This is a genomic window from Candidatus Hinthialibacter antarcticus (assembly GCA_030765645.1).
Lineage (GTDB): Bacteria > Hinthialibacterota > Hinthialibacteria > Hinthialibacterales > Hinthialibacteraceae > Hinthialibacter > Hinthialibacter antarcticus.
The window spans coordinates 36,122-60,633 of the sequence record JAVCCE010000011.1; the positions used below are offsets into that span (position 1 = coordinate 36,122).

The 24,512-nt window shown below is 49.6% G+C and carries 22 protein-coding genes and 1 tRNA gene; 14 read left to right on the plus strand and 9 right to left on the minus strand.

Annotation, left to right across the window (positions count from 1 at the left end; translation table 11 throughout):
• The first annotated feature begins 337 nt into the window (after positions 1-337).
• A complete protein-coding gene (locus tag P9L94_03065; GenBank protein ID MDP8243036.1) occupies positions 338-979 on the plus strand; it encodes a hypothetical protein in 642 nt (213 codons plus the stop codon).
• Between the two features lie 146 nt (positions 980-1,125).
• Here the strand turns inward: P9L94_03065 and P9L94_03070 are convergent, their stop codons facing one another.
• The 5 genes from P9L94_03070 to P9L94_03090 all read right to left on the minus strand — a co-directional run bounded on the left by P9L94_03070 (position 1,126) and on the right by P9L94_03090 (position 3,789).
• Positions 1,126-1,332, minus strand: a complete 207-nt coding sequence (locus P9L94_03070) for a hypothetical protein (GenBank protein ID MDP8243037.1) — start codon at positions 1,330-1,332, stop codon at positions 1,126-1,128.
• A gap of 385 nt (positions 1,333-1,717) precedes the next feature.
• On the minus strand, positions 1,718-2,416 hold the full coding sequence (locus P9L94_03075) for a class I SAM-dependent methyltransferase (protein MDP8243038.1): 699 nt from the start codon (positions 2,414-2,416) through the stop codon (positions 1,718-1,720).
• Between the two features lie 142 nt (positions 2,417-2,558).
• A tRNA-Lys gene (locus P9L94_03080) sits at positions 2,559-2,631 on the minus strand.
• Between the two features lie 138 nt (positions 2,632-2,769).
• The gene (locus tag P9L94_03085) at positions 2,770-3,441 is read right to left on the minus strand and encodes a type II secretion system protein (protein ID MDP8243039.1); all 672 of its coding nucleotides are present in this window, start codon (positions 3,439-3,441) and stop codon (positions 2,770-2,772) included.
• Positions 3,442-3,789, minus strand: a complete 348-nt coding sequence (locus P9L94_03090; protein MDP8243040.1) for a DUF4870 domain-containing protein — start codon at positions 3,787-3,789, stop codon at positions 3,442-3,444.
• Between the two features lie 205 nt (positions 3,790-3,994).
• Here P9L94_03090 and P9L94_03095 point away from each other — a divergent pair, with 205 nt between their 5' ends.
• Both P9L94_03095 and P9L94_03100 read left to right on the plus strand, forming a co-directional pair.
• The gene (locus tag P9L94_03095) at positions 3,995-6,880 is read left to right on the plus strand and encodes a cytochrome c3 family protein (protein ID MDP8243041.1); all 2,886 of its coding nucleotides are present in this window, start codon (positions 3,995-3,997) and stop codon (positions 6,878-6,880) included.
• Positions 6,877-8,664, plus strand: a complete 1,788-nt coding sequence (locus tag P9L94_03100; protein MDP8243042.1) for a CRTAC1 family protein — start codon at positions 6,877-6,879, stop codon at positions 8,662-8,664. Before P9L94_03095 ends, P9L94_03100 begins: the two co-directional genes overlap by 4 nt.
• Positions 8,665-8,821: 157 nt before the next feature.
• Here the strand turns inward: P9L94_03100 and P9L94_03105 are convergent, their stop codons facing one another.
• From P9L94_03105 to P9L94_03120, 4 genes are all read right to left on the minus strand, one after another.
• The gene (locus tag P9L94_03105; GenBank protein ID MDP8243043.1) at positions 8,822-10,156 is read right to left on the minus strand and encodes a DegT/DnrJ/EryC1/StrS family aminotransferase; all 1,335 of its coding nucleotides are present in this window, start codon (positions 10,154-10,156) and stop codon (positions 8,822-8,824) included.
• Between the two features lie 61 nt (positions 10,157-10,217).
• Positions 10,218-10,823, minus strand: a complete 606-nt coding sequence (locus tag P9L94_03110; GenBank protein MDP8243044.1) for a hypothetical protein — start codon at positions 10,821-10,823, stop codon at positions 10,218-10,220.
• Between the two features lie 6 nt (positions 10,824-10,829).
• On the minus strand, positions 10,830-11,387 hold the full coding sequence (locus P9L94_03115) for a hypothetical protein (GenBank protein MDP8243045.1): 558 nt from the start codon (positions 11,385-11,387) through the stop codon (positions 10,830-10,832).
• A 149-nt stretch (positions 11,388-11,536) separates the two neighbouring features.
• Positions 11,537-12,862 (minus strand): Gfo/Idh/MocA family oxidoreductase, encoded by a 1,326-nt coding sequence (locus P9L94_03120; protein MDP8243046.1) that lies wholly within the window; start codon positions 12,860-12,862, stop codon positions 11,537-11,539.
• A 236-nt stretch (positions 12,863-13,098) separates the two neighbouring features.
• Between P9L94_03120 and secE the strand changes: the two genes are divergently transcribed.
• The 11 genes from secE (at position 13,099) to P9L94_03175 (ending at position 24,399) form a co-directional block, all read left to right on the plus strand.
• Entirely contained in the window at positions 13,099-13,347 is a 249-nt protein-coding gene (secE, locus tag P9L94_03125; protein MDP8243047.1) for a preprotein translocase subunit SecE, read from the plus strand.
• A gap of 18 nt (positions 13,348-13,365) precedes the next feature.
• Positions 13,366-13,908 carry a transcription termination/antitermination protein NusG gene (gene nusG, locus P9L94_03130; GenBank protein MDP8243048.1) on the plus strand — a complete coding sequence of 181 codons (543 nt, stop codon included), beginning with the start codon at positions 13,366-13,368 and terminating at the stop codon, positions 13,906-13,908.
• A gap of 31 nt (positions 13,909-13,939) precedes the next feature.
• Positions 13,940-14,371, plus strand: a complete 432-nt coding sequence (gene rplK / locus P9L94_03135; GenBank protein MDP8243049.1) for a 50S ribosomal protein L11 — start codon at positions 13,940-13,942, stop codon at positions 14,369-14,371.
• Positions 14,371-15,084, plus strand: coding sequence for a 50S ribosomal protein L1 (gene rplA, locus P9L94_03140; GenBank protein MDP8243050.1), 714 nt, complete (start codon positions 14,371-14,373; stop codon positions 15,082-15,084). The genes rplK and rplA overlap by 1 nt, the downstream gene beginning before the upstream one ends.
• A gap of 211 nt (positions 15,085-15,295) precedes the next feature.
• Positions 15,296-15,958, plus strand: coding sequence for a histidine phosphatase family protein (locus P9L94_03145; GenBank protein MDP8243051.1), 663 nt, complete (start codon positions 15,296-15,298; stop codon positions 15,956-15,958).
• A 37-nt stretch (positions 15,959-15,995) separates the two neighbouring features.
• Positions 15,996-16,529 carry a 50S ribosomal protein L10 gene (rplJ, locus tag P9L94_03150; GenBank protein ID MDP8243052.1) on the plus strand — a complete coding sequence of 178 codons (534 nt, stop codon included), beginning with the start codon at positions 15,996-15,998 and terminating at the stop codon, positions 16,527-16,529.
• A gap of 43 nt (positions 16,530-16,572) precedes the next feature.
• Positions 16,573-16,950, plus strand: coding sequence for a 50S ribosomal protein L7/L12 (gene rplL, locus P9L94_03155; GenBank protein MDP8243053.1), 378 nt, complete (start codon positions 16,573-16,575; stop codon positions 16,948-16,950).
• 241 nt (positions 16,951-17,191) lie between these two features.
• Entirely contained in the window at positions 17,192-18,463 is a 1,272-nt protein-coding gene (locus tag P9L94_03160) for a Gfo/Idh/MocA family oxidoreductase (GenBank protein MDP8243054.1), read from the plus strand.
• A gap of 391 nt (positions 18,464-18,854) precedes the next feature.
• Positions 18,855-19,763, plus strand: coding sequence for an efflux RND transporter periplasmic adaptor subunit (locus P9L94_03165; GenBank protein ID MDP8243055.1), 909 nt, complete (start codon positions 18,855-18,857; stop codon positions 19,761-19,763).
• A 2-nt stretch (positions 19,764-19,765) separates the two neighbouring features.
• Entirely contained in the window at positions 19,766-22,894 is a 3,129-nt protein-coding gene (locus tag P9L94_03170; GenBank protein ID MDP8243056.1) for an efflux RND transporter permease subunit, read from the plus strand.
• Complete coding sequence (locus tag P9L94_03175) at positions 22,894-24,399, plus strand: efflux transporter outer membrane subunit (GenBank protein MDP8243057.1); 1,506 nt, start codon at positions 22,894-22,896, stop codon at positions 24,397-24,399. The genes P9L94_03170 and P9L94_03175 overlap by 1 nt, the downstream gene beginning before the upstream one ends.
• Positions 24,400-24,512: the final 113 nt, after the last annotated feature.

The window sequence follows — 24,512 nt, forward strand, 5'->3', positions numbered from 1 at the left end:
TCTTAAGGTATGCAATTAATCAGATTACTTTCCGGTTAACTGATGCTTTCATTAACATTTTTTTTCGTCCGCGCATTTACCCACAAGCGTAAAAAAACAAGACATGAACCATCGTCTGGTTGTTGAACCGGGAAATCGACTCACAACCTAAACTAAGGTGTTAACGCGATAAACGAAACTACTCACAAGTAATTAAATTACACCAAATGTTATATAAAAATTAACAAAATGGTACAAAACGTATATCATTTTCTATAAAACAGTGGTATAATCGTTTGTAATATTTCTTTGCGTTTTTTTGCTTTTGTTGAGAGTTTTCGATGGAAGGACAACTGGTATGAGCGTAGCGTTACGTAATAAAGGAGCAAAGAAGCACTTTCGATGTGTTGTTTGCGGTTCGGGTTTCAGTTCGGAATATGATGACTTGCTAAAAGCCTACCCGGTCTATCATTCACCAGATGAAAAAGCCCCTGACTGTGAGCATAATTTTTTTAGCAGCCTGCTGAGGCTGTATTTGTTTATCCACAAAAATAGCCAGAGCGTAACCTCGAATACATTAGTTAACGATGCAAAATGGGTGGAGCCAGTTCAATATCGCAAAGAACTGATTGGTTGGTGCATTAACGTCGGCTATTTCACCATGGACGATTTCAATCGTCTAATGGTACCAACAGAAATATCCGCGACTTGTGAGAATTTGTTCTGCGATGAGATATTAAGCGACCCCGAAAAAAGACGAGAAGCGGTCGAAATGTTAATTGCCGCCTTAGAATTTTTGAAGAAGAAAGTCCTACTACAACAACGGGACGAGATAAATCTTCAAGACGCTGAAGAACCGACGAAAAAACCAGTAATGATGGAGCCGCAAAAAAGGCCCGGCGAAAACAAACAAGCCGCTCGAGGAATGTTTACCGCCGACTCTCTCACAAACCGCTTAGGCGGGCGATCCTCCAATTTAAGAGTCGCAAAAGCCAGATAATTATCCATCGCTCCAGATTTGACCATAACGCCCTCTCTTGATTGAGCGGGCGTTTTTTATTTTGCGAGAATAAATGCCCCGCTTCAGCGAATTCAATTTGAATCAATCCAAATCCGTGCAACAGCGAGAAACGAGGCGGAGGGTAATTATTTTTCCGCCTCATCGCTTTCTGGCTGACTATAGTTTTCATAGTTCTCAGGAAGGCGCTCATCCCGCATGATTGCGCCAACAACTTCACAGTCACGCCCTGAAACGTAGTAGTCATCTTCAACACGGATAATCAGGCGGGAACCTTCATACGGAGTGATCGTGTAAAGTCGGTCTAAAATAGATATTGTCTTTAATCTGCTCATTGCTCGCTCCTCGGTGTACTTTCTTATTTCCAATCAAGAGCGAAAAACATGCCAAAAACATACTTTTTCATCCCACATTCGCAATACAATGATACAGGTAAAGAATATACTCAAGTTAAGTTAAATAATTTCAGAACATTAATCAAATATCAATATCCGTAGCGAATCTGATATATATTCTGGAATGACAAGAAGTTACCCAGAATCAAACAATATCACACACAAAAATACCATCTGATTGATTGTACTACGTTTATGAAAATTCTAAAAATGCCAAACCTCGGGTCAATTTGAAAAAAGGAACGAGGAAACGGGTAATTTTATTACACTTTGAGAAAAAGAGCGGGATTGTTTAAGAATGCAGAGTATTGAAAACTGCAGCAGGCTACTTGCCAGTCGTCGCCCAAATTACAGCGCCGTTGACCGCGTTGCCAGTGCGCGACAAGAACTGTTCATACGACCAATAATTGATGACCCAACCGGCTTCACGCAAGAGGTCAACCAATTCGCGTTCAGAATAATGATGGGCTTGATATAAAATGTCGCCGCTGTCTGAATCGCGCGCGTAAAACGAACCGAGTTTTCCGGTCTCGCGCTCGCCTTGCATGTAGCGTTCATAATAAAGAGGAGAATTCCATGTCTGCATAAACACGGCGAGGTACAACCCGCCTTGCAGAATGCGGCGCGCTTCTTTCAATACTGTAACCCGGTCAAGCGGCGTCGTCAGCGTGGTTAAAAATGCTTGCATGATGCCAGCATAGAACGCATTGTCTGGATAGCCCGAGTTTAGCCCATCGCGCTGTTCAAACTTACAGCGGGCTTTCTGTTCTTCGGGTCGGTTCTCAAGGCTAGCGTTACTGCGGCGGACGCCGTCTTCGTTGACGTCGATCCCCGTGATCGAACCGAACCCTTTGGCGAGCAAGTCAAGCGAGATGATGCCTTCACCGCAACCAATATCTAAAATGGATTGCCCTGGCTTCACTTTTTCATAAAAAATAGGAAACGGCTGCAAGGTGGACGGGATGGTGTCGCCCTGATACTGCGCCCAATCGAGGTATGTATATTTTCCGGTAGATGAAGCCATTGAATCTCGATTCCGCCTAATAGTTGCTACGAATTGTATCGAGCCTACGACTTGCAATCAATGCTTCAAACGAGGGGAAGTCGAGATAAAACGGTTTGCGGTTTCAGATGGGAGATTTGATAAAACAAAGTGGAAATTAAAGTGAGGAAGCTGGGGCTCGAACCCAGGACCCTCTGCTTAAAAGGCAGATGCTCTGCCGACTGAGCTACTTCCTCACGTTTCGGACTATCGCGTTACCAAAAAAGGAGTATATCTTCGCGACGGGCATTGGTGTAGGGGTTGAAGCCAAATTGGTTCAACTCATTCAAAAATCTACCGTTGCACGTTCGATTTCACACACGGTTTCAACCAAGTCAATTTCTTTTTTGAAAAATAAACCCGTGGCTTAACAGTCCATTACTAGGGTCATACTGAATATTTGCCGCATCATTGAGCGTGTAATCAACATACGGCCCCGGCGACCATGCAGTCATTTGATGATCCTGATCGCGCAAGCATCCGTCCGGCCACTCAAAGCGCAGATGAAAACTCGATTCCGCCATATTGTGGTCGCCCAGACTGGAGCACCGCAGCGGGTCGCCTGCTTGCTGCGCCGCCAAGCGCCATTCTTTTCCCTGTTTTGAAATTACGCCGTAAAATTTTTCATGGGAGAAATCTTCACCGCGTTGTTTGGCAGGAAGCCCCGGCATAGGCATTGGGTACACATACCCTTGAAGGCTGTCTTTTGGCAGAAGCTGCACGGATACGGCGCTGGTTGAATCTTGAATCAAATACCCTTGATGAAAATAGCCCGCGCCGTTGGTTTTGGCTTTGAGAATAATTTCGTATAACGGCGTTTGAGGATGCTCAAGGGTATACGCCGCCATCGCCTGTTGGAGCGACTGCAATTCATACTTAGCTTTGGTGACCTGGTTCTGAAATTGTGCGCGGTTGAGGCGATAATTCAAAATAGACAACGCAACCGCGACAATAGCAAGAACCACGAGCATCGCCGGGCCGTCGCGGCGTAAATCAAAACGCGGCATTTAGATCAGCCTTATAATCAGTGGATAGCGGTAATGGTCGCCGTCGTTCGCCTTGATCGCAGCAACAATCATCAACACAACCCATGTGATGAACAATACAGGAAGCAGCAAGGCGCCGATAACAAACAAACATAAAAACGCCGCGATAAAGGTATAGATGGTGAAACTGATTTGAAAATTCAACGCTTCTTTTCCCTGGTCATCCAAAAAGGGGTGTTCATCTTTTTTGATTAACCAGATAATCAACGGGCCAATTAAATGGCCCACAGGGGGAATGATAAAAATCAGAAATCCGCCAAGGTGGCAAATCATCGCCCAGGTGCGCGCTTCTTTATCGATTTGGTTCATCGTTTTCGCTCCATGCAGGTCTCAAATGAGATCGGCAAACCGCCAATCACTATACTATAACTTACGATGAAATTCATCATCTCTTTCAAAAACCCTCTCTTTTTCTCATAAAGGCCCAATGGTTTCACTATGTACATTTTGCTCCAACTCCATTAATATTCCGATTGAATTAGTCAAGAATTTTATGGGGAACACTTTTATTGTGATGAACATACCTGTTTCTATACTGTCGAAGTTTCAAAAAAAGCAGTTATTCCTCATCGTTATACTCACACTCTGGTTGTTGCCAAACTCGGCGTATCTCTTCTTTACTTCGCCCGCTGCGTCGGAAAGCATCGTCCAGGTGGGAAAATATGATGTCTCAACCTATGGGATGATTGGCGCCGCCAGCATCCATGAAGAAATTGTTGATCCCAACCATGCACTGCCGCATTTTTATCAAATCATGTTGCTGACTCATTTGGCGGGCGGCCTCGTTCTAGCGGGACTTGCCATTGCCTTCGTTTTGCAACACGTCCCCAGCGCATGGAAGCGCAAGAACCAGAATGCGATTCTACTCGGAACCACTCTGACCGCCTGCGCGGTTCTATTGGCAATCACCGGCTTATTTATATTGACCGAAGCGAACAGCGTAGAAAACCGCTGGATATTCTATTCACATCGCGCACTTGCCGTGCTGCTTCCGTTGGCTTATATCCTGCATCGACTTTTCGCGTATTCGCCGATATCCAGAACACGACTGGCGTACACATTCTCCGGCCTCGCGGTTGTTCTCTTGTTGCTGCTCGGCATCCATCAATGGAGCCGGGGCGAGTTGCCGATGGATTCATTCAGCCTGGGCGACAAACATATTGCTTACGCTGCGGAAGTGGATGACGCGCCGCTGAACGACCCGTTTATTCCCTTCTCTCCTAATAACCTGGGCGACCCAAACGGTAAGTTCCATCCCTCCGCCGTCACCACCACCAGCGGCGACTATCTCCCCCGGCGACAACTTACGCTGGAAGACATCGCCGATCAGGAAACAATAAAAAATGATTTAGAGCAATATGGTTTCGTAAAAACCGATTCGATGGGCGCCGCTACCTGCAAACGCTGCCATGAGGGAATCGTTGAACAATGGACGCGCTCGGCGCACCGCTTTTCTTCATTCAATAATCCATTCTACAAAGCCAGCATCGACAATCTGCGCACCGAACCAAACGGCAAGCAGCGCAGCCAATGGTGCGGCGCCTGCCATGATCCGGTGATGATGTTCGGTGGCAAAATGTTGAGCGACATCGACCCGCACTGGCCCGAAGCGCAAGCGGGCCTGACCTGCCTTTCCTGCCATACCATCGACGCCATTCACGGCAAAGAAGGCAACGGCAATTACAACATATCCGACGCGCAGCCTTCTCCGTATTTGTTTCATGAAGCCAAATCCGGCATGAAACGCGAGATTCATGATTATCTGATTAAAGCCAAACCGACGGTGCATAAGAACCAGATGTTGAAGCCATTTTTCCGCTCGTCTGAATATTGCTTGACCTGCCACAAGGTTTCGCTGGACGTTCCCATCAACAATTACAAATGGCTGCGCGGACAGAACGAATATGACAATTGGCATAATAGCGGCGTGGCCCGCAATGCCGCGCGGACGTTCTACCTGCCCGACAATGTGCGGTCTTGCCAGGACTGCCACATGCCGCTTGAAAATGTAAAAGCGCCTGATGTCAGCGCGAAAAACGGCAAAGTCAAATCACATACCTTTTTCGCAGCCAACACCGCCCTGCCCTACATTCGCGACGATGAGGAATCGCTGCGCGCAGTCGAAAGCGTCTTGAAAAACAACAGCGTCATCATTGATATATTTGCTGTACGTAACCAAGAAGCACAAGAAAAACCGATTGCCTTTAATTACGAGAACGCAGCCCCGGCGCCAATCCAAGCAGGTGATTCCGTCTTAGTGGATGTTGTTGTGCGAAATTACAGCGTGGGGCACACCTTCCCCGGCGGTACGCTGGATTCGAATGAATGCTGGATCGAGTTTCAAGTCAAAGACGAGTCGGGCGCTTCGTTGCTCGAGTCGGGTGGACTCAATGAAAACAAAGTTGTTGATCCCGCCGCGCATTTCTATAAAGTCTTGTTCGTGAATAAAGAGAGCCAGCCTGCGTTAGTCCGCGATCCGCAGAATTTTCACGCTGCGATCTATACCCGCGCCATTGGCCCGGGCGCGGCGGACGTGGTTTCGTTCCAATTTAAAATTCCACAAGAGTGGCAAGGCAGGACGCTCGAAATCTCCGCGAAGTTGCTTTGGCGTAAATTCAACACGCCGTTTTCAAACTTTGTGTATGAGCGCGAACCGCTGCTCGCAGCCAGAGGCAAAACCGACTTACCAATCACGGAAATCTCCACCAGCGGCGCCTCGCTTAATTTAGGCGCTGAAAACGCCAATGTATTCCATCAAGAGATGAGCGACCCGCGCCCAATGTGGATGCGCTATAACGATTACGGCATCGCGAACCTATTGAAAGAAAACAACCATCTCGCCGATTGGGCGTTCCAAAAAGTTGATGAACTCGCGCCCGAACGCGCCGACGGCCCGCGCAACCTCGCCCGCATCGCCATTCAAGAAGGCGCCGTTGAAGAGGCCTATCGCCTGCTCGAAGAATGTGAGACGCGCAAACCCGGCGACCCTCAATCGGCGTGGTTTTGGGGCCTCGCCAAAAAAGAAGAAGGCCTATACATCGAAGCCGCCAATGCGTTTGAGCGCGTACTGGCCTACTTCCCCGAAGACCGCGCTGCTTGGAACCAATTGGGGCGCACTCATTATCTCAACGGCGACTATCACAAATCGCTAGAAACTTATTTAAATTTGCTCAAAATTGATCCAGAAGATCAGATCGCCCATTACCACCGCATGTTGTGTTACCGCGCATTGGGCGAAATAGACAAAGCCAACGTCGCCCAACAGGCGTATGAAAAATATCAGATCGACGAAAATGCGATGGAATTCACTCAGCGTTATCGGTTGAATAATCCCATCGATAACGACGCCTCGCAGAAAATTCGCGTCATAGAATTGAAGCAGAAAGAAAACCAGATATGAGAATATTGAATGAGTTCATGCGCACGGCAGCCGTCGCTGCCTGCATGTTATTTTTATGCCAATGCGGCCCCCAAGAAGAAATCGAACCGGATGCGCCAAATCCAGAGACGTATGCAAAACGTGAAGCCCCGACTCCTCAAACAAAATCAAAACAAACTAACATCACTTTCACAAACGTCACCCAGCAGGCGGGCGTCGATTTTATCCATGAAAACGGTTATTCAAACCAAAAATACATGCCGGAGACGATGGGCTCCGGCGGCGGTTTTTTTGACTATGACAATGACGGCGACCTCGACTTGTTTCTGGTAAATTCCCGTTGGTTTGATGAAGCCAACGCCGACAAGCCGCCGACTTATTCCGCCTTGTATCGCAACGACGGCGACTGGAAATTCACCAATGTCACCCAAGACGCCGGGCTGCAAGTGAACCTGTACGGTATGGGATGCTACATGGCGGACGTTGACGCCGACGGCGACCTCGACCTGTTTCTCACCGCCGCCATCGACGGGCAACGCTTCTATCGCAACAACGGCGACGGGACCTTCTCAGACGCGACCGAAGCGAGTGGACTCGCCGCGCCAAAATGGAGCGACGACGAAGGCCGCGAGCATCCCTACTGGTCGACCGGAGCGGCCTTCTTTGATTACGACCGCGACGGCTGGCTTGATCTGGTGGTTTGCCACTATGTGCAATGGTCGATAGAGAACGACATTTTCACCACTCGCGCCGGTATGGGAAAATCGTTCACCATACCGACACTATATAAAGGACTGACGCCGCTGCTCTATCACAACAATGGCGATGGGACCTATTCCGACGTCACCAAACAAGCAGGCGTATATAATCCAAACGGCAAATCGCTGGGCGTCGCGCTGGCTGACTACAATCAAGACGGCTGGTTGGATTTTGCCATTTCGAATGACTCCGTACCAAATTTTTTATATATCAATACTGGCGATGGGAGTTTTGAAGAATCCGCGTTAATCGCTGGAGTGGCCTTTGATGAAAATGGCCGCGCCCGCGCCGGCATGGGTATCGACTTCGCCCCCGCGCTTGACGGACAATGGTCGCTGGCAATCGGCAACTTCAGCCATGAACCGATTTCGCTCTACACCAGGATGAACGAAATGTTTTTTGTCGATCAGGCGGGCAAGGCGCGCATCAGCCGCCCCAGCCTGGTCTCGCTAACTTTCGGCTTGGCCTTTTTTGATTATGACCTCGACGGTTGGCTCGACCTCGCCGCCGCCAATGGACACATCGAACCCGATATTCATAAAGTTGAAAAAAACATTACCTTTAAGCAACCCCCGCAAATCTTCCATAATATGAACGGCGAATATTACGAAGATATTTCGTCTCAACTTGGCGACGACTTTGCGCCGCCGATGGTTGCGCGCGGGGCGGCCTACGGCGACCTCGATCAAGACGGCGACCTCGACTTGTTGCTAACGGGATGCGGAGAGCGTCCGCGCCTGTTGCGCAACGACAACGCCGCGAATTCAAATCACTGGGTTCGCCTTAAATTGAGAGGCAACGCGCCTAACCTGGACGCCATCGGCGCCACGGTTACTCTCACCGCTGGCGGACGCGAGCGCGTACTTATGGTGAAGACGGGGTCTTCCTACCTTAGCCAAAGCGAATTCGCGCTGACGTTTGGTCTAGGCAATGAAACAACGATAGAGCGCGTGGAAATCCAATGGCCGGACGGGACGTCGATAACATTGAGTGAAGATGAACTCGCAACTTTGGCGATCAAAAAGACTCACATCATAAATCAATAAAAAGCGATTCCCCGCAGCGAACGACGAGCCGCTTGTAACAACAAGATATAGTCAAATTTCTCAGGCATGGGGGCGTCTCTGTGAGCGCCTGTGCAAAAAGGGCATTAAGCCCGCACCGAAGCGAAGAGAGACGTACCCATGCCTGAAGAAAAAACCGCTACGCTTTCGCCAACGCTTCCGAATGGTTAGCGATCTTACGCATGGCGAATGCGATTTGCTCAATGTCTTCTTTGGTTCCCAACAGTTGTTCGTGATACAGCCACGCCCCTGCTTCGCATAGGCGGTCATTCTCGGGGCATTCGTTCGAGTCTGAATAATTTGAGAGAACGCTCTCAGGAAACAGTTTTTTATAGAACCGTGAACTGAGTTCCTTCTTTAAAAAGTCAAGTTTGTTTAACGGCGAATAGCCGGTGCTGCATGAGATTCCCTCTTTGCGCAGCGCCTCAACAAAACGGTTACGCGAAAGCCCGTTCAATTTTTCTGGATCAACCTTGAACATATATAAATAGTACGCGCAGCGGGTGACGCCATCGTACAACGTCGCAGGTTCAACGCCGGGAATCTCTTTCATCAATTGGCTGAGATACTCTGCGTTTTGCTCGCGGCGTTTGAGTTGGTCTTCGATGCGGTCGAGTCCCAAGAGCAACAATTGCGCTTGAAACTCAGTCATGCGCAGGTTGCTGCCGTTTTGGATATATCCGCTGCCGTACTTGCTATGAGGCGAACGCCCGTTGTTATAAAACGCCCGCACGCCGTCCGCCATTTTTTCGGAATTGGCTAACACCGCGCCGCCTTCGCCGCTGGGCAGAATTTTGGTCACCTGAAAACTAAAGCACCCCGCGTCGCCCCATGAGCCGACCTGCTTGCCGCGCCATTCGGCGAAATGCGCCTGACAGGCGTCTTCAATAACGGGCAGGTTGTGCTTCTTAGCGACGGCGGAAATGCCGTCCATATCCGCCGGGTTGCCGCCGATGTGCACGGGGATAATCGCCTTGGTACGCCCGGTGATGCGCTCTTCGATCTTGGCGGGGTCCATCTGATGCGAGCCGAAATCGCTATCGACAAAAACAGGCAAGGCGTAATGAAGCAACACCGCATTCAGCGTCGCGACAAATGTATACGGAGGCAGCAACACCTCATCGCCCGGCCCGACGCCCGCCGCATGAAGCGACGCATAGAGCGCATTGGTGCCGTTGGCGATCGCGACGCAGTGCGGCGACTGGTTGCGCTCGGCGAACGCCGACTCGAAATTTGACGCAACATTTCCATTGAGGCTGCACCAGTTTTTGTCGTGCATGACCTTCAACCAGGCGGCGTCATCGCTGGGCTGAATCACAGGCCAGTCGGGAAAGCCATTTGTCCTGACGGGTTTGCCGCCAAGTAAGGCGGGTTTATCGGCAACCTCCTTAGTCCATGCGACTAAATTGACTCCAGAGAGATGAACCGCCGCCGTCCCAGCCGCAGCGGTTTTTACAAACGATCTGCGTTTCATATTTGATGAATCCATCATCCCGTCTCCATTCTCACGATCAACTTAATCTAGTCCAACTAAACTAATCCATCCAAGGATATGAAGTTTGCATTATGATTGCAGTTCCGTCTTCATGAATTTCTATGTGTGTTTGGCTCATGCCATTTGAGTAACGTCCCAAGTTGCCCTTCTCACCCCACATATAGAGTGGGCGACCACAGCGGCGATAAATGTCTTCCACTTTCATCTTGCTTTCGAGTTTGCGTAACTCGGCGTAGCTCCATTCACAATACTTTTGATGAGCAAAGAAGATAACGAATTGAAATTGAAATGCAAAGATCACACACAACAAGGCTGCCCAGCGTTGCTTGCGAAAAAAGAATAACATGACTTGAGGAAAAAGGATAAAGATAATGAATAACCAAACAAATATACCAGGTACAAACACCCAGTAAAAATCAATACCAACCCAACCGCATAGCCTCGCCAAAAATATATCCACTCGAAAAAAGGGCGCAATCAAATCCGTGACTGGACTCAATGCTGGAAACCGCCAAGTCTGGCTTAGGATATAATTTAAAGAAAAGAAGAAACCAATACAAATAAAAACAAACAACACATGCGTGGTGAGCCAGCAACGGTTCATCCAGGCGGTGATGCGGCGTATTAGGTGCTTGAGATCATCCATTTTCTTCTAATCTGTTCGCTTGAGTTCTATGGGGTCTCCGTACATTTTATCATCACCAACATGCTCAGAAATAAACGCTTGTATCTGGTCGGTTGAGGCGGAAACTAACTTGATATCATCTCTGCCAATCACGAATGGAAGCGCGTGTTCTTTCTCAAGCATCTCGCCTAGCCAGTCTGGACTAAGCGGATGGAGTTTCAATCCATCATTCCATTCCACCCAAAATATGTGATAGACAGGCAGCAGGTGAAACTTGGTCAAATCGCCCTCGCCTTTCAGGTCAACAACGATAGTATTCAAAAACTGGCGGCCTTCGATTTCACACAAGGCTGCCTCAAACTCGGCTTCTTTTCCGCCGTCTTGAACGTAGGTTAGTTTATATAGTTTAGTCCCGCTGCGTTCCGAAAACGTCCACTGTCCGTCTTCGTCATCATGCCATACGCCTAAAAGGGTTGGGCTATAGACGAGGTTGTGTTCGTCATATAAGGGCTGGAGGAAAGGGATATAACATCCAGAAAAAACCACTGCCATGCAGCAAAAAATGAAAACAGCCCGTGCGTTCATGTTGCGTCTCCCCGTGAAAAATCATCAATGTAATAAACTGTTACCGCTATTTTCATCCAAAATTGCGGTAATTGATAGAGCACAAGTAACAAAAAAACAGGCGAACATTGCGTCCGCCTGCGATTCTTGAACTTACCGTGACAATAAGATTATAAGTACGTATATGGAGCGCGAGGTTCGCGATCCAAGTGTTGATTGGCTTTTGCACTGTTGGTGAATATCTCTTTTTTCGGGTCCCACTTGAGCGATTCGCCTGTCCAGCCGCAAATGTTAGCCAGGTGACAGACGCTCACGGAACGATGACCGACCTCAGCGTGGCAAATCGGGTTTTCACGCGTTTTAACGCAATTCAAGAAGTCCTGAATATGGTCGTTGCTCTCATACAAACGAATATCGCTATCTTTGAGCGGCTCGTTAAAGAGACCTTCGGGATCGCTGCTATTATCGCCGCGCGTACACCAGATGTTTCCCTTCTCGCCATGGAAGGTCACGCCGCCTTTGAGGCCGTTGCCAAAGTTAACCACGACGCCATTCGCATAAGTGAACTTAAAGCGAAACGAAGTGAAGGTGTTGTACATTCCAGGTTTGGTTTCGGCTGTGCCTTCTACAGCAATCGGACCGGTTTCATCCATACCAAGCCCCCATTGGGTAATGTCGAGGTGGTGGGCGCCCCAGTCGGTGACCATGCCGCCGGAATAATCAAAGAACCAGCGGAAATTCACATGGCAGCGTTCGGGGTTAAACTCGGCCCAGGGGGCCGGTCCCAACCAGCGGTCCCAATCGAAGCCCGCCGGAACCGGCATATTCGGAACAGGTTCTTTTTGCGGCGCGCCGCCAACGCCGACATCGACGTGAGTAATCTTACCGATGCGGCCATTGCGGACATACTCACAAGCCTGGCGGAACTTTGAGTCGGAGCGTTGTTGCGACCCGGTCTGGAACACGCGGCCTGTGCGATTGGCGGTATCTGAAACCGCGCGGCCTTGCTTAATCGTGAGCGTCATCGGCTTTTCGCCGTACACATCTTTGCCCGCTTGCATGGCGTCGATGTAGACTTTGGCGTGCCAGTGGTCTGGAACGCAAGACAGTACCGCATCAATGTCTTTCCGTTCGATCATCTGGCGGTAGTCGAGATAAGCGTCGACGGCGTTATCCGGCATCGGATAGCGCACCATTTCAGCGCCGTCGCCTTGAATATATTCCCGGTCCAATCCTGCCTGATCGTCGAGAAATTTTTGAGCATGTAAAAGAAACGGCATATCCAGATCGCAAATTGCGGCGATTTGAACTTCTTCTTTGCGGAAGAAGTCGCGCATCATACCCGAACCGCGCCAACCCAGCCCGACGCAGCCAACGACGATTTTGTCAGACGGCGGCGCTGCGAATACGTGGCTTGGTACAAACGCCGGCGCAGCGGCAATCAATCCAGATGTTTTCAAAAATGACCGGCGACTATTATTTGCGTTCAAACTCATTCCAGTTTCCTCTCAGAGATGGATTCCATTAAAATTCCTGTCATAATACCATATAGAAAAAAAGATGAATACGGCTATATGACATTTCTAAGTCGTAAGGATTGACTTGGATGTTCATCAGGCTAGACTCTGTGTTCGCCCCCAAGGGGTATTTTTTTTGCGCTGAAACAGAGCGGATAAAAAACACCTCACCATATTAGACTTATGTACTTTATTGCGGGGCCAGGAAATTACTCATGGGCGAAAACATACTCAAACGGATTATCGATTCCTTAAAAGGAAGCAAATTCGCCAGCACAAAATTCGGCGATTTTTGCGTCGGCGTGTTGACCGAACTGGATTCGGTTACATGGCCCTCGAAGGATGAAGTCTATAACTCAACCGTAGTCGTTTTGATTGTTACCGCGATCTTTGCGACATACAGCGGCTTTTGGGACGTGATGATGAACTTCGTCCGTCAGTTGATTCTTCCTTTGTATGGCTAATTAGACGGAGATTTAAGCATGCCGCTTCAATGGTACGCATTACATACATACGCTGGTGCGGAAAACAAGGTGAAAGAAAGCCTTGAAGCCACCGTTCGCGTGGATGAGATGGAGGATCGCATTACCCAAATCCTCATCCCCACCGAAGAAGTGGTTGAGATCCGTGACGGTAAGCGTTCCATTTCGACGCAGAAGATGTTTCCTAGTTATGTCATCATTGAAATGGAATATGACGAAGAAACCTGGTCATTGATTAAAAACACGCCAGGCGTCACAGGGTTTGTCGGCCCGGGCCGTACGCCGACGCCGCTGAGCGATGCGGAAGTAGAAAACATCCGCATTCAAATGACCGCGACCGAAGACAAACCGCGGCCTAAAATTGTGTTTGAAGAAGGCGAAACCGTTAAAGTCATCGAAGGGCCGTTCTTCAACTTTACTGGTTACGTTTCAACGATTAATGATGAACGCGGTCGTTTGACCGTTATGGTTGATATTCTCGGTCGGTCAACTCCGGTTGAACTCGACTTTTTACAAGTAGAGAAAATTACGCCGGAAGACTAAACTTCCAGGCGATTTTTTAGGAGTAAGTATCATGGCGCCTCCAAAAAAGGTATTAGCGCAAATCAAATTGCAGTGTCCCGCTGGACAGGCCAACCCGGCGCCGCCCATTGGCCCGGCGCTTGGACAACATGGTCTGAACATCATGGACTTCTGCAAGCAGTTCAATGAACGAACCAAAGAGCAAACGGGCTTGATTATCCCCGTGGTGATTACTGTCTTTGCCGACCGTTCGTTCACGTTCATCACCAAGACGCCTCCCGCCGCCGTTTTAATTAAGAAAGCGGCGAAAAAGGAAAAAGGCTCTGGCGCCCCCAACCGCGATAAGGTTGGAAAAATTACCAGAAAACAGGCCGAAGAAATTGGGCAGCTGAAAATGGCTGATCTCAATGCACACTCGGTCGAAAGCGCCGCTAGCATGATCGCTGGCACCGCGCGCTCAATGGGTATTGAGGTGGAAAACTAATGGTTGCTCACGGTAAACGCTATAGAAACGCCGCTGAAGGTTTGAACCGCGATGACGTAAAAACCGTCAAAGACGCCGTCGCGCTCGCAAAGAAAAACGCAACCGCCAAATTTGATGAAACCATCGAATTGGTTGCAAACCTTGGCATTGATCCCAAAAAAGCCGACCAGATGGTGCGCGGAACGGTATCGCTTCCCCACGGCACGGGCAAGACGGTTCGCGTCGCCGTGTTTGCGGAAGGCGACCTCGCCACCCAAGCGAAAGAAGCAGGCGCTGACATCGTCGGCAGCGAAGACCTCGCCAAAGATATTCAGGGCGGGATGATGGATTTTGACATCGCAATCGCGACCCCGGACATGATGCGCGTCGTTGGTCGACTGGGTAAAGTGTTAGGCCCTCGCGGCTTGATGCCCAACCCCAAAACAGGAACCGTCACGGCGGACGTCGCAAAAGCCGTTGAAGAATTTAAAGCGGGTAAGATCGAGTATCGCGCTGACAAAGCGGGAACGGTCGCCGTCCCCGTTGGCAAAGCGTCATTCAGCGAAGCAGACCTGTTTGATAACGTAAAGTTGATTTTAAACACTTTACAGCGCGTAAGGCCGACCGCCGCAAAAGGCACCTATTTTAAAAGCGTGTTCCTTTCTTCGACGATGGGCCCAAGCGTAAAAATTGATACAAATGATATGCGCGACTTATCCCGTGCAGCCGCTTAATTGGAGGCGCAACACGATTAAAAACGTCTGAAAATTGATGTTCCCCAATCGAAGACCGCTGGTTCCTTAACGGGGTAAAACCTCCAGCCGAGATTGATCCTTATGACGCATGAGCCAGTACGCCGGTTTTGCGTCGGCGCATGAAGCCAAAACGCCAAGGCCCAATCTCCTCTGATTGGGCCTTTTTTCTTGCGTTTTTTATGGACAACCAATGAAAACGATCTACTTCGTCCGACACGGCCAGACAGAATTCAACTTGCAAAAACGATTGCAAGGCTGGCGGGATTCCCCGTTGTCGTCTGAAGGGACCGAACAAGTCAAGCGCGTAGCAAAAGCCGTTGAACAGTTAGACGCCATGCAAGGTTTTGTCAGCCCGTTAGGACGCGCTCAGCAGACGGCGCAGATTATTCGAGAGCATGTCTCGTTTGATTTCGAAGCGCTCGATGATTTGCGTGAAGTTTCGTTTGGAGACTTTGAAGGCAACACGTTGCCCGAACTGGATGTGAAGTTCCCCGGTCAGTGGGAGCAACGCCAGAACAATAAATGGACGTACTGCCCCCCTGGCGGCGAAGCCAACTGCGACGCCGTCGAACGGGGACAACACGCCATTGAGCGCTTTGCGAAAGAAGCCGAAAACGGCCCGGTTTTGGTTGTGGCGCATTTCGCCATCAATCGCATCGCCTTTTCGCTGCTGGCGGGGATCGAACCGGATACCATCATTCAGATCAACGTGCCGCACGAAGTGATTTACCGGGCGCAAGACGATGGAAACGGCTGGCAAGTCAGCCACTGGGACACGCGAGACAAGGGTTCCTCTTTTCAAGCAGGATGGATCACGCAAGTTAGACCAGAAAACCAACCAATTGGTGGTTAAAAAAATATACGAAAGCATTGGGAGGAGGTGAAGCGGTATGCCAATACGCAGATCAGATAAAGTAAAACTCAGCGAAGAATACGCCGACTGGGTGAATGAATCGTCTAGTTTGCTGGTTTTCGACTACCGGGGCCTATCGGTGGAAGAATTCAGCGACTTACGAAACAAGGTTCGTGACGCAGGCGGTCGTCTTCGCGTTGTGCGCAACCGCATGTTTAAACGGGCGATTGAATCCAAGCCGTTTACACAAATGAACGACTTGTTGCTTGGCCCCAGCGCAATCATCTTCGCCGGCGAGAGCGACCCTGTTGCTCCAGCCAAAGCGTTAGTTGATTTCGCCAAAGACCATGAAATCATCCAAATCAAAGGCGGTTCGATTTACGACGACTATCTCGAATCCAGCCAAGTGCAATTGTTGGCCAAGACACCGACATTGCCCGAATTGCATTCCAAGATTTTGGGTAGCGTCAAAGCCCCGGCAAGCGCCGTCTTGGGTTGTATCAAAGGTTCAAGCCAGAAACTACACGGCTTATTCACGGCCTATGCAGACAAATTAGAACAAGCGGCGTAATCGCCCTAAAAAATACACAAAACTCTGAAGGAGCCTTAAAACAATGGCAAGCGAAAAAATTGAACAAATATTGGAATTGGTCGGCGGCTTGACCCTGCTCGAAGCCAAAGAACTGGCGGATGAATTCGAAGAGAAATTCGGCGTCACCGCAGCAGCCCCAATGGCAATGGCAATGGCGCCCGGCGCTGATGCAGCCGCAGCGGAAGAACAATCTGAATTTGACGTTGTTCTCGTCAGCCCGGGTTCACAAAAGATCAAAGTCATTAAAGTCGTCCGCGAACTGACTGACTTGGGTCTCAAAGAAGCCAAGGATTTGGTTGACAACTCCCCCAAACCCGTCAAAGAAGGCGTCAGCAAAGACGACGCAGAGTCGGTCAAGGCCAAGTTGGAAGAAGTCGGCGCTACCGTCGAAATCAAGTAATTCCACTGACCAAACGCCTTACAACAAAGCGGGTAGACAATTTTGTCTACCCGCTTTTCTTTTGCCTACCCATTTTTATACAATCTTAGCTTTATAGTGAATATATAAAAAATGGTTCTTCCGAATACTGGATACTTTTTTTTATTATAAAGCGGCTATTACCTGGAAATCATCAAAAAATTGTGAGAGAATGAAAGTCTGATTTGTGTTGTTGAAATGACGCCGTCAAAGGGGACTCCCAATGCACAATCGCCGACTATTTGTCAAATCATCCGCATTCGCACTTGCCTCAGCAGCGTCCGCTCGCCGCATCGTCGGCGCCAATGAGCGCATCAACATTGGCTGCATCGGCCTTGGCGGGCGCGGCAGTTGGCTGCAACGCCTGACCATGCAGCACATTGACGAATACAACGATGGCGCCATCGTCGCGCTCTGCGACGTGTACGCCAAGCGATTGAGTGAAGCGCATGAGCGTTGCCCAGACGCTAAAACCTATACGCACCATCAAGAGTTGCTCGATCAACCAGGCCTGGATGCGCTCATTGTCGCAACGCCGGACCACTGGCACGCTCCCATCACCATCATGGCGATGGAGAAAGGGCTGGACGTATATTGCGAAAAGCCCATGACCCTGCATTGGGAAGAAGCCAAGGTTGTCGCTCAAAAAGCTAAAGAACTTAAGCGAGTCTTACAAATCGGCGTACAAGCGCTTTCGTGGAGCAAATGGCACGAAGCCAAGAAACTCATTGACCAGGGAATGCTCGGTCATGTGGTTTGCTGCCAGGGAACCTATAGCCGCAATGTTCCGAACGGCGACTGGAATTACTATGAAATTGACGAAAACGCAGGCCCTACAGGGAAAGGATTAGACCACCTCGACTGGAAGCAATGGCTGGGGTCTGCGCCGGAGCGGCCTTTTGATTCCGACCGCTACTTCCGCTTTCGCAAATATTGGGACTATTCAGGCGGCATCGCGACTGATTTGCATTACCACACCGTCGCCCCGTTTCATCTGGCCGTAAAAAATGAACACCCAACCCGCGTGGCTGGTATGGGTGGAATATGGATCCACGACGATGGCAGAGAGGTTCCCGACACGTTTTTAACCGCAGCGGACTACCCCTCGAAATACTCATTGACCGTACAGTCTTCGCAGGCGAATGAGGTTGGGTTCCGTACATTAATCCGGGGCGAAAAAGCGACCCTGTTTTGCGGCGCAGATTGGGAAGGCGAGACCTATGACCACCTGAAGGTCGTCCCGGAAAAACCATTTAAGGATGAATTTGTCAATCAATGGGGCAAAGAAGAAATTATTGTCCCCAATATCAGCGACGAAGGCGATGGCAAACACGTCGACAATTTCTTCGACTGCATCCGCTCGCGCAAGGCGCCTAACTGCAACGCTGACCTTGCGTTCAAAGTTATGACAGCGATCAATCTTTCCGTTCGCTCTTACCGTGAAGGCAAGGTGTTCTACTATGACCCCGAAAAAGAAGCCGTTTACTCAAAGTAGGATTTAACTTAACTTTCGAATAGTGAATTCTATAAACATTTGACTTTCAGCGAAATTGAATCAGTGTATTAACTGTGATAGATTCAGTCGCAGCGCTGGTTTATGAGTTTTTCTGTTCATTTTTAGTGAACAGTTATCGTTTTTTATGCGACATAAACAAGTGGTTTCACATCATTAGATCAATCATGCATGGAGAAAAGCCATTATTACGCGCATCCTCTTTGTCTTTATCATAATGATTTTTGGCTTCTTCTTAGTTAATAATGAACTGCTTCCATTATTAAACAACGAGACGGGTCAAACCGAAACACGCCCCTCAAGCGATGTTCTTACCGTGCGCGTCATAACGCAGCCCATCAGGATTACGTCAAACGATATTGTGTTTGATGCAATGGGTTCGGGCAGGGCCATACAATCCGTACGTCTATACCCGGCTGTTTCTGAAGAAGTTATGGCGATCAATTTTAAAGCGGGCGACAAAGTCAAAAAAGATTCGATATTGGTTCAATTTGACGACCGTGAAGAACAGCTGGCTGTCCAACTGGCGCAGGTGAAATTAAAAGATGCGCAAAGTTTACTCGAACGCTATCAATTGGCGGTTAAAGACGGGGCCGTGCCTGAAAGCGACGTCGATTCAGCCCGCGCAGCGGTCGATATCGCCCAGGTCATGCTCGGTCAAGCCAAATTGGCTGTGGAGGAGCGAAAGTTAAGAGCGCCCTTTGACGGCGTGGTTGGCATCCCCAAAATTGACCCCGGCGAGCGCGTTACAACGAACACCTTAATCACCGGAATCGACAACCGGTCAATTTTGCATGTTGATTTTGAAGTCCCCGAAGCATTAGCGCTTGGGCTGAAGCAAGAAAACACGATTACCGCAACCACGCCTGCGTTTCCAAACAAGACGTTTACCGGCATGATCGCAGCGCTTGAAAGCCGGGTCGACCCTCAAAAGAGAACCATTATGGCCCGCGCCCGGATCGTGAATGAAGATGATTTTCTCAGACCGGGTATGTCGTTTATGACCCGTTTAGAAATTAAAGGGCAAGAATATCCAACCGTTCCTGAAATTTCTCTACAATGGGGGCGGGATGGCTCATTTGTCTGGCTGATTCGCGACGAACTTGCGGACCGCATCCCCGTGCGCGTCATCGCGAGAACGGCGGGAGACGTTTTGGTCGAGTGTGAAGCAAACGAAACGGACCAAGTTGTGATCGAAGGATTACAGCGCTTGCAGCCTGGCAAAAAAGTCATTGTCGCCAGCAATACTCAATCCACTCAAATATCCGATATAAGCGAATAACCATGAGCCGCATTGCATCATCATTTACTGCATTGGGAGTTCGTCGCCCCGTATTGGCGGTGGTGATGAGTTTGTTGATTATCCTCGCGGGGATTTCCAGCTTTTTGGGCGTGGATGTCCGTGAATTGCCGGATGTTGACACGCCCACGGTCTCTGTCAGAGCGACGTTTGAAGGCGCTTCGCCCGAAACCATGGATACGGAAGTGACCAGCATTCTTGAGGGGGCGGTCGCGCGCGTACAGGGCGTCAAGTCAATCCGCGCATCCAGCGAAGAAAATTACTGCCGCATTTTTATTGAGTTTCAGCCGCACATTGATATTGACGTCGCCTCGAACGATGTTCGTGAAGCGATCAACCGAAGAATGCGCGACCTGCCGGATGACGTCGAAGATTTTTTTATCATGAAGGGCGTTTTCAATGATGATTCGGTTTGTGAACTGTCCGTCTATAGCGACGTATTATCCAAAGAAGAACTAGCCAAGCGCGTCGAGAAAGACATCTCCCCTCATTTTCTTTCGATTCCCGGCGTCGCTGATGTTGAGATGTCTGGCGACCAGCAACGGGTGTTGCGCGTCTTGCTTGATCCAGCGCGGATGGCTGGCTTGCGGGTTGCCGTCAATGAAGTAATCAGTTGCTTGCGCAATGCGCGACTGGACGTACCCGCCGGGAGTTATCAATCCGAAGACCAGGAACTCATCATTCGCGCAGAAGCGACCGTCATTCAGCCGAAGCGCGTCGAAGAACTTTATATCCGTGACGATGTTCGCATCGGCGATATCGGCGTGGTGTTCTTTGGCCCGGAAGAAGCCGAAGATTATTCGATGCTGAATGGTCGCGTCGTTATCGGCATGGGGATCATTCGCCAGTCCGGCGCCAACACCATTACGATTTCGCAGGCCGTGGATGAGAAAGTGGCTGAGATCAATCAGCGCGTCAATGAATTTCATCTTGTCAAAACGTCAGACAACGCCATCTTTATTAAAGGGGCGCTCAAAGAAGTTCTGTTTTCTTTGGGATTCTCGATCTTGATTGTCCTAATCGTGATCGGCGTTTTTTTAGGCCGCTGGCGAACAACTTTGATCCCGGCTGTCACCATCCCGGTGTCATTGATCGGCACGGTCGCCGCGATCTGGCTGCTGGGGTTTTCGATCAATCTCCTCACCCTGTTGGCATTGGTGCTCGCGACGGGATTGATTGTTGACGACGCCATCGTCGTTCTAGAAAACATTCAACGCCGGCGCCATTTGGGTCTCGACAAGATGGCGGCGGCAGTCGTTGGAACCCACCAAGTGTTTTTTGCGGTCGTCGCGACAACATTGACGTTGGTTTCGGTCTTTCTGCCCATCTCATTTCTTCCCAGTCGAACGGGAATTCTCTTTCGTGAGTTTGGGCTGGTGCTTGCGGTCGCGGTTTGCATCAGTTCGTTTGTCGCGTTGACCTTGTGCCCAATGATGGCCTCCCGTCTGCCCGATTCATCGAAAAAGGGATTTATCATGAGCGGGATTCTCAATCTTCTAGCCATGATTGGAGAGGGATTGAGTTCTCTCTATTTTCAATCGCTGCGCTTGTTCCTTCGCCATAAATATTTGGCGCTTATTTTTGTTGTGATTTTAGCCGGGTATGGCGCAACATTTTTCTTAAAAATCAAACAAGAGCTCCTGCCACAAGAAGACCGTGGAATGGTTGTAATTATGGCGACCGGGCCGGACGGCGCGTCGCTGAATTATTCAGACCGGCAAGCCGAAAAGATTGAAGAGATTCTTTATCCCTATCAACAATCCGGTTTGATAAAAGATATTTATACAACCGTTGGCCGATATGACAAAAACCGTACGCTGACCATCGCCACTCTCAAACATTGGGACGAACGCTCTATAACACAACAGGAATTTGAGACGGAGATTAATAAGCAACTGATCCAGATTCCTGGCGTACAGATATCCATTCGTCGAGGAAACAGTTTAGGAATCCGGGGCGCAGGTTCGGGCATTAGCATTGCGCTGACGGGAAATGATTACAATGAGATTTTGCAAGTCACCGAGAAATTGAAATCTGAATTAGAGAAGCGCATCCCCGTTATTGATGAAATCCAGATCAGTTTTGACACGTCTCAACCGGAACTCTCATTTAATATCAATCGAAATCGCGTGAGCGATTTGAATATATCTCTTGAATCCATTTCGCAAACATTGCGGGTCATGGTTGACCGCTATGACGTCACGGACCTTAACATTGATGATGAAGCCATCCCCATTATGTTGGGTTCCATTCAAGGCGTTGCAGACGATCCGGGCGACTTACTCAATACGTTTATCCTTAACCGCAATCAGGAACTGGTGCCGCTAACGACTCTAGTTGACATTAAAGAAGCGGGCGTCGCTGCTCAGTTAGATCGTCATGCTCAGCGCCGCGCTATTGAAATGAACATCAGTTTTCCTCCAGGCAATTCATTAGGAGAACTCGTTAACCAAGTCCGTGAAATTGCAAATGAAGTGCTGCCTCTAGACATCGGCCTCCTTTTCAGGGGAGAAGCCGAAACCTTAAACGAAAACAATTATGAAGTGGCGGCGACCTTTTTAATTGCCCTGCTGGTGATCTTTCTCGTGCTGGCCGCCCAGTTTGAAAGCATGGGTAGCGCATTGATCGTTATATTCACGGTACCGTTCGGTTTGGCGGCTGCGGCGTTTGCGCTTTCAATGTCAAACCAAACCTTAAACGTCTACAGCCAGATTGGTTTTGTCATGCTGATCGGGCTGATGACGAAGAACGCCATTCTGCTGGTTGAGTTCATGGATCAACTACGCGAAGAAGGCCGCAGCGTAGACGACGCGATCATGGAAGGAATCGAAGTCCGACTTCGGCCTCTTACGATGACGGTGTTGTCTACTGTACTCGGAAGCCTTCCTCTCATTCTAAGCGAAGGCCCCGGCGCAGAAGCGCGCAGCGCGATTGGCTGGGTCGTGTTTGGCGGGCTCGGGCTGTCCTCATTGTTCACGCTATATCTTACGCCATTAGGCTATTTGTTAATCGCGCCGTGGATGAAACCGCGCAGCCACGCCGTACAGCAGCTTGAAATGGAATTAAGAAACGCGGACCCAAGTGATATCACCGAAGAGGCGCTGCCATCGTGATGCGAGTTGATGCGATCAAATTAACCAATACAAGCGTTCTGTTTTGTATTTTACTGGCGCTCTCATCCTGCGTGATTGGCCCGGATTATGCGCCGCCAGAAATTCAGGCCCCGGAGCGCTTTGTTTCCCACGGCGTATTTCAAAATATTGCTGAGCGTTCCACGCTCGATCAAATCAGCCAGGAAGAAGTCTCCGCCGCCAATTGGTGGAAAGGCTTTTCTGATCCGGCGTTAGATCAATTCGTCAATGAAGCGTTGTACCAAAACTATAGCATCGCGATCAATGAAGCCCGCTTAAACGATGCCGAGGCGCAGATTCGCGGCGTTGCGTCGCGCTATAAACTTCAAACCGGCGCCTTTGTTGAAACCAGCGCCGATCAGCGAAATGAATTTGGAGACGCCAGCCGTTCATCAACCAGCGGCGGCGTCGCAGGCGGCCTATCGCTGAACCTGCCGTTGGATGTGTTTGGAAAAAACAAGCGCGAAGTCGAGGCGGCGGTCGCCGAACTCGAAAGCGCTAGCGCTGCGCTGCGCGGCGCCATCTTGCGGGTCAGCGCCAATGTCGCGACCGAATACTTGCGGCTGCGCGGCAACCAACGCCAACTGTCATTGCTGAAAGGCTCTGTTGAGTTGCAGGAAAAAACGCTGAGTATTGTAGAAAGCCGCTTTAACGCCGGGATCGCGCCCGAACTGGACCTTCGCCGAGCGGAAGCGGCAGTCGAAAATCTGCGGGCGGAAATTCCTGCGCTTCAAGAATCTCTAATCAATTCTAGAAATAGAATTGCTGTTTTGACGGGCCGTTTTCCTGGTAAATACAATGAAATTCTCCAAGAAGAAAAAGACATCCCGTCGTATAACTTGTCCATTGAAGATAAATTGCCCATTGAAGTGTTGTCGATGCGGCCTGATGTAAAGCAGGCTGAAGCAGAATTCAAAAGCGCAATTGCGCAAATCGGCGTCGAGATGACAGAATGGTATCCGGCGTTTCAAATCGGAAAACAATTGAGCCTTGGCGGAACCAGCAGCAGCGGCGACCCGCTAACGGGAACATTTATCGCCGGCCTTCGTGCATTGATACAACAAGTCGTCACCGACGGCGGCGCCCGCCAAGCCAATATCGATATCGCCAAAGCTCGCGCAGAAGAAGCGCTCGCGATTTATCATCAAACGCTGCTCGACGCCATTGAAGAAGTCGAACAATCATTGGCGGCGTTGCAATCTTCGCTCGCTCGTGAAATTCCCTTGTCAAAATCCGTGGAGGCAAGTACGCGCAGCGCCTTTCAAGCCGAGGTGTTATATCGCCAAGGGCTGGCAAGCTTTTTGGATGTGGTCGACGCGCAGCGCGTACTCGCCTCCGCCCAACAACGATTGGCGTCTACGCGAACGGCCTACGCGGTTGAAATCGCAACTCTGTTTCGCGTGTTAGGAACCTCCGTCAATCTTGAACAAGAGCGGTCAAGCAGCGCATCAGAACTAGATCAATTATACAAATCAGAAATTAAATGACTGTGTAATTTGTGCGCTTGAAAATCTCAATGAATTCTTGATAGATTTAAAGACAACACTAGAAAATTCACTGGTTCATCTTTGTGATATTGGATATACCCCATCATTCCCTG

Excerpts from the sequence above, each read along its gene's own strand:
- P9L94_03075 (MDP8243038.1), bottom strand. The coding sequence starts at position 2,416 with ATGGCTTCATCTACCGGAAAATATACATACCTCGATTGGGCGCAGTAT.
- P9L94_03095 (MDP8243041.1), top strand. The coding sequence starts at position 3,995 with ATGAACATACCTGTTTCTATACTGTCGAAGTTTCAAAAAAAGCAGTTA.
- P9L94_03145 (MDP8243051.1), top strand. The coding sequence starts at position 15,296 with ATGAAAACGATCTACTTCGTCCGACACGGCCAGACAGAATTCAACTTG.
- P9L94_03090 (MDP8243040.1), bottom strand. The coding sequence starts at position 3,789 with ATGAACCAAATCGATAAAGAAGCGCGCACCTGGGCGATGATTTGCCAC.
- P9L94_03165 (MDP8243055.1), top strand. The coding sequence starts at position 18,855 with ATGGGTTCGGGCAGGGCCATACAATCCGTACGTCTATACCCGGCTGTT.
- rplJ (MDP8243052.1), top strand. The coding sequence starts at position 15,996 with ATGCCAATACGCAGATCAGATAAAGTAAAACTCAGCGAAGAATACGCC.
- P9L94_03160 (MDP8243054.1), top strand. The coding sequence starts at position 17,192 with ATGCACAATCGCCGACTATTTGTCAAATCATCCGCATTCGCACTTGCC.
- rplK (MDP8243049.1), top strand. The coding sequence starts at position 13,940 with ATGGCGCCTCCAAAAAAGGTATTAGCGCAAATCAAATTGCAGTGTCCC.
- P9L94_03115 (MDP8243045.1), bottom strand. The coding sequence starts at position 11,387 with ATGAACGCACGGGCTGTTTTCATTTTTTGCTGCATGGCAGTGGTTTTT.
- P9L94_03065 (MDP8243036.1), top strand. The coding sequence starts at position 338 with ATGAGCGTAGCGTTACGTAATAAAGGAGCAAAGAAGCACTTTCGATGT.
- P9L94_03110 (MDP8243044.1), bottom strand. The coding sequence starts at position 10,823 with ATGGATGATCTCAAGCACCTAATACGCCGCATCACCGCCTGGATGAAC.
- P9L94_03175 (MDP8243057.1), top strand. The coding sequence starts at position 22,894 with ATGCGAGTTGATGCGATCAAATTAACCAATACAAGCGTTCTGTTTTGT.
- secE (MDP8243047.1), top strand. The coding sequence starts at position 13,099 with ATGGGCGAAAACATACTCAAACGGATTATCGATTCCTTAAAAGGAAGC.
- P9L94_03120 (MDP8243046.1), bottom strand. The coding sequence starts at position 12,862 with ATGAGTTTGAACGCAAATAATAGTCGCCGGTCATTTTTGAAAACATCT.
- nusG (MDP8243048.1), top strand. The coding sequence starts at position 13,366 with ATGCCGCTTCAATGGTACGCATTACATACATACGCTGGTGCGGAAAAC.
- P9L94_03170 (MDP8243056.1), top strand. The coding sequence starts at position 19,766 with ATGAGCCGCATTGCATCATCATTTACTGCATTGGGAGTTCGTCGCCCC.
- rplA (MDP8243050.1), top strand. The coding sequence starts at position 14,371 with ATGGTTGCTCACGGTAAACGCTATAGAAACGCCGCTGAAGGTTTGAAC.
- P9L94_03070 (MDP8243037.1), bottom strand. The coding sequence starts at position 1,332 with ATGAGCAGATTAAAGACAATATCTATTTTAGACCGACTTTACACGATC.
- P9L94_03105 (MDP8243043.1), bottom strand. The coding sequence starts at position 10,156 with ATGAAACGCAGATCGTTTGTAAAAACCGCTGCGGCTGGGACGGCGGCG.
- P9L94_03100 (MDP8243042.1), top strand. The coding sequence starts at position 6,877 with ATGAGAATATTGAATGAGTTCATGCGCACGGCAGCCGTCGCTGCCTGC.
- rplL (MDP8243053.1), top strand. The coding sequence starts at position 16,573 with ATGGCAAGCGAAAAAATTGAACAAATATTGGAATTGGTCGGCGGCTTG.
- P9L94_03085 (MDP8243039.1), bottom strand. The coding sequence starts at position 3,441 with ATGCCGCGTTTTGATTTACGCCGCGACGGCCCGGCGATGCTCGTGGTT.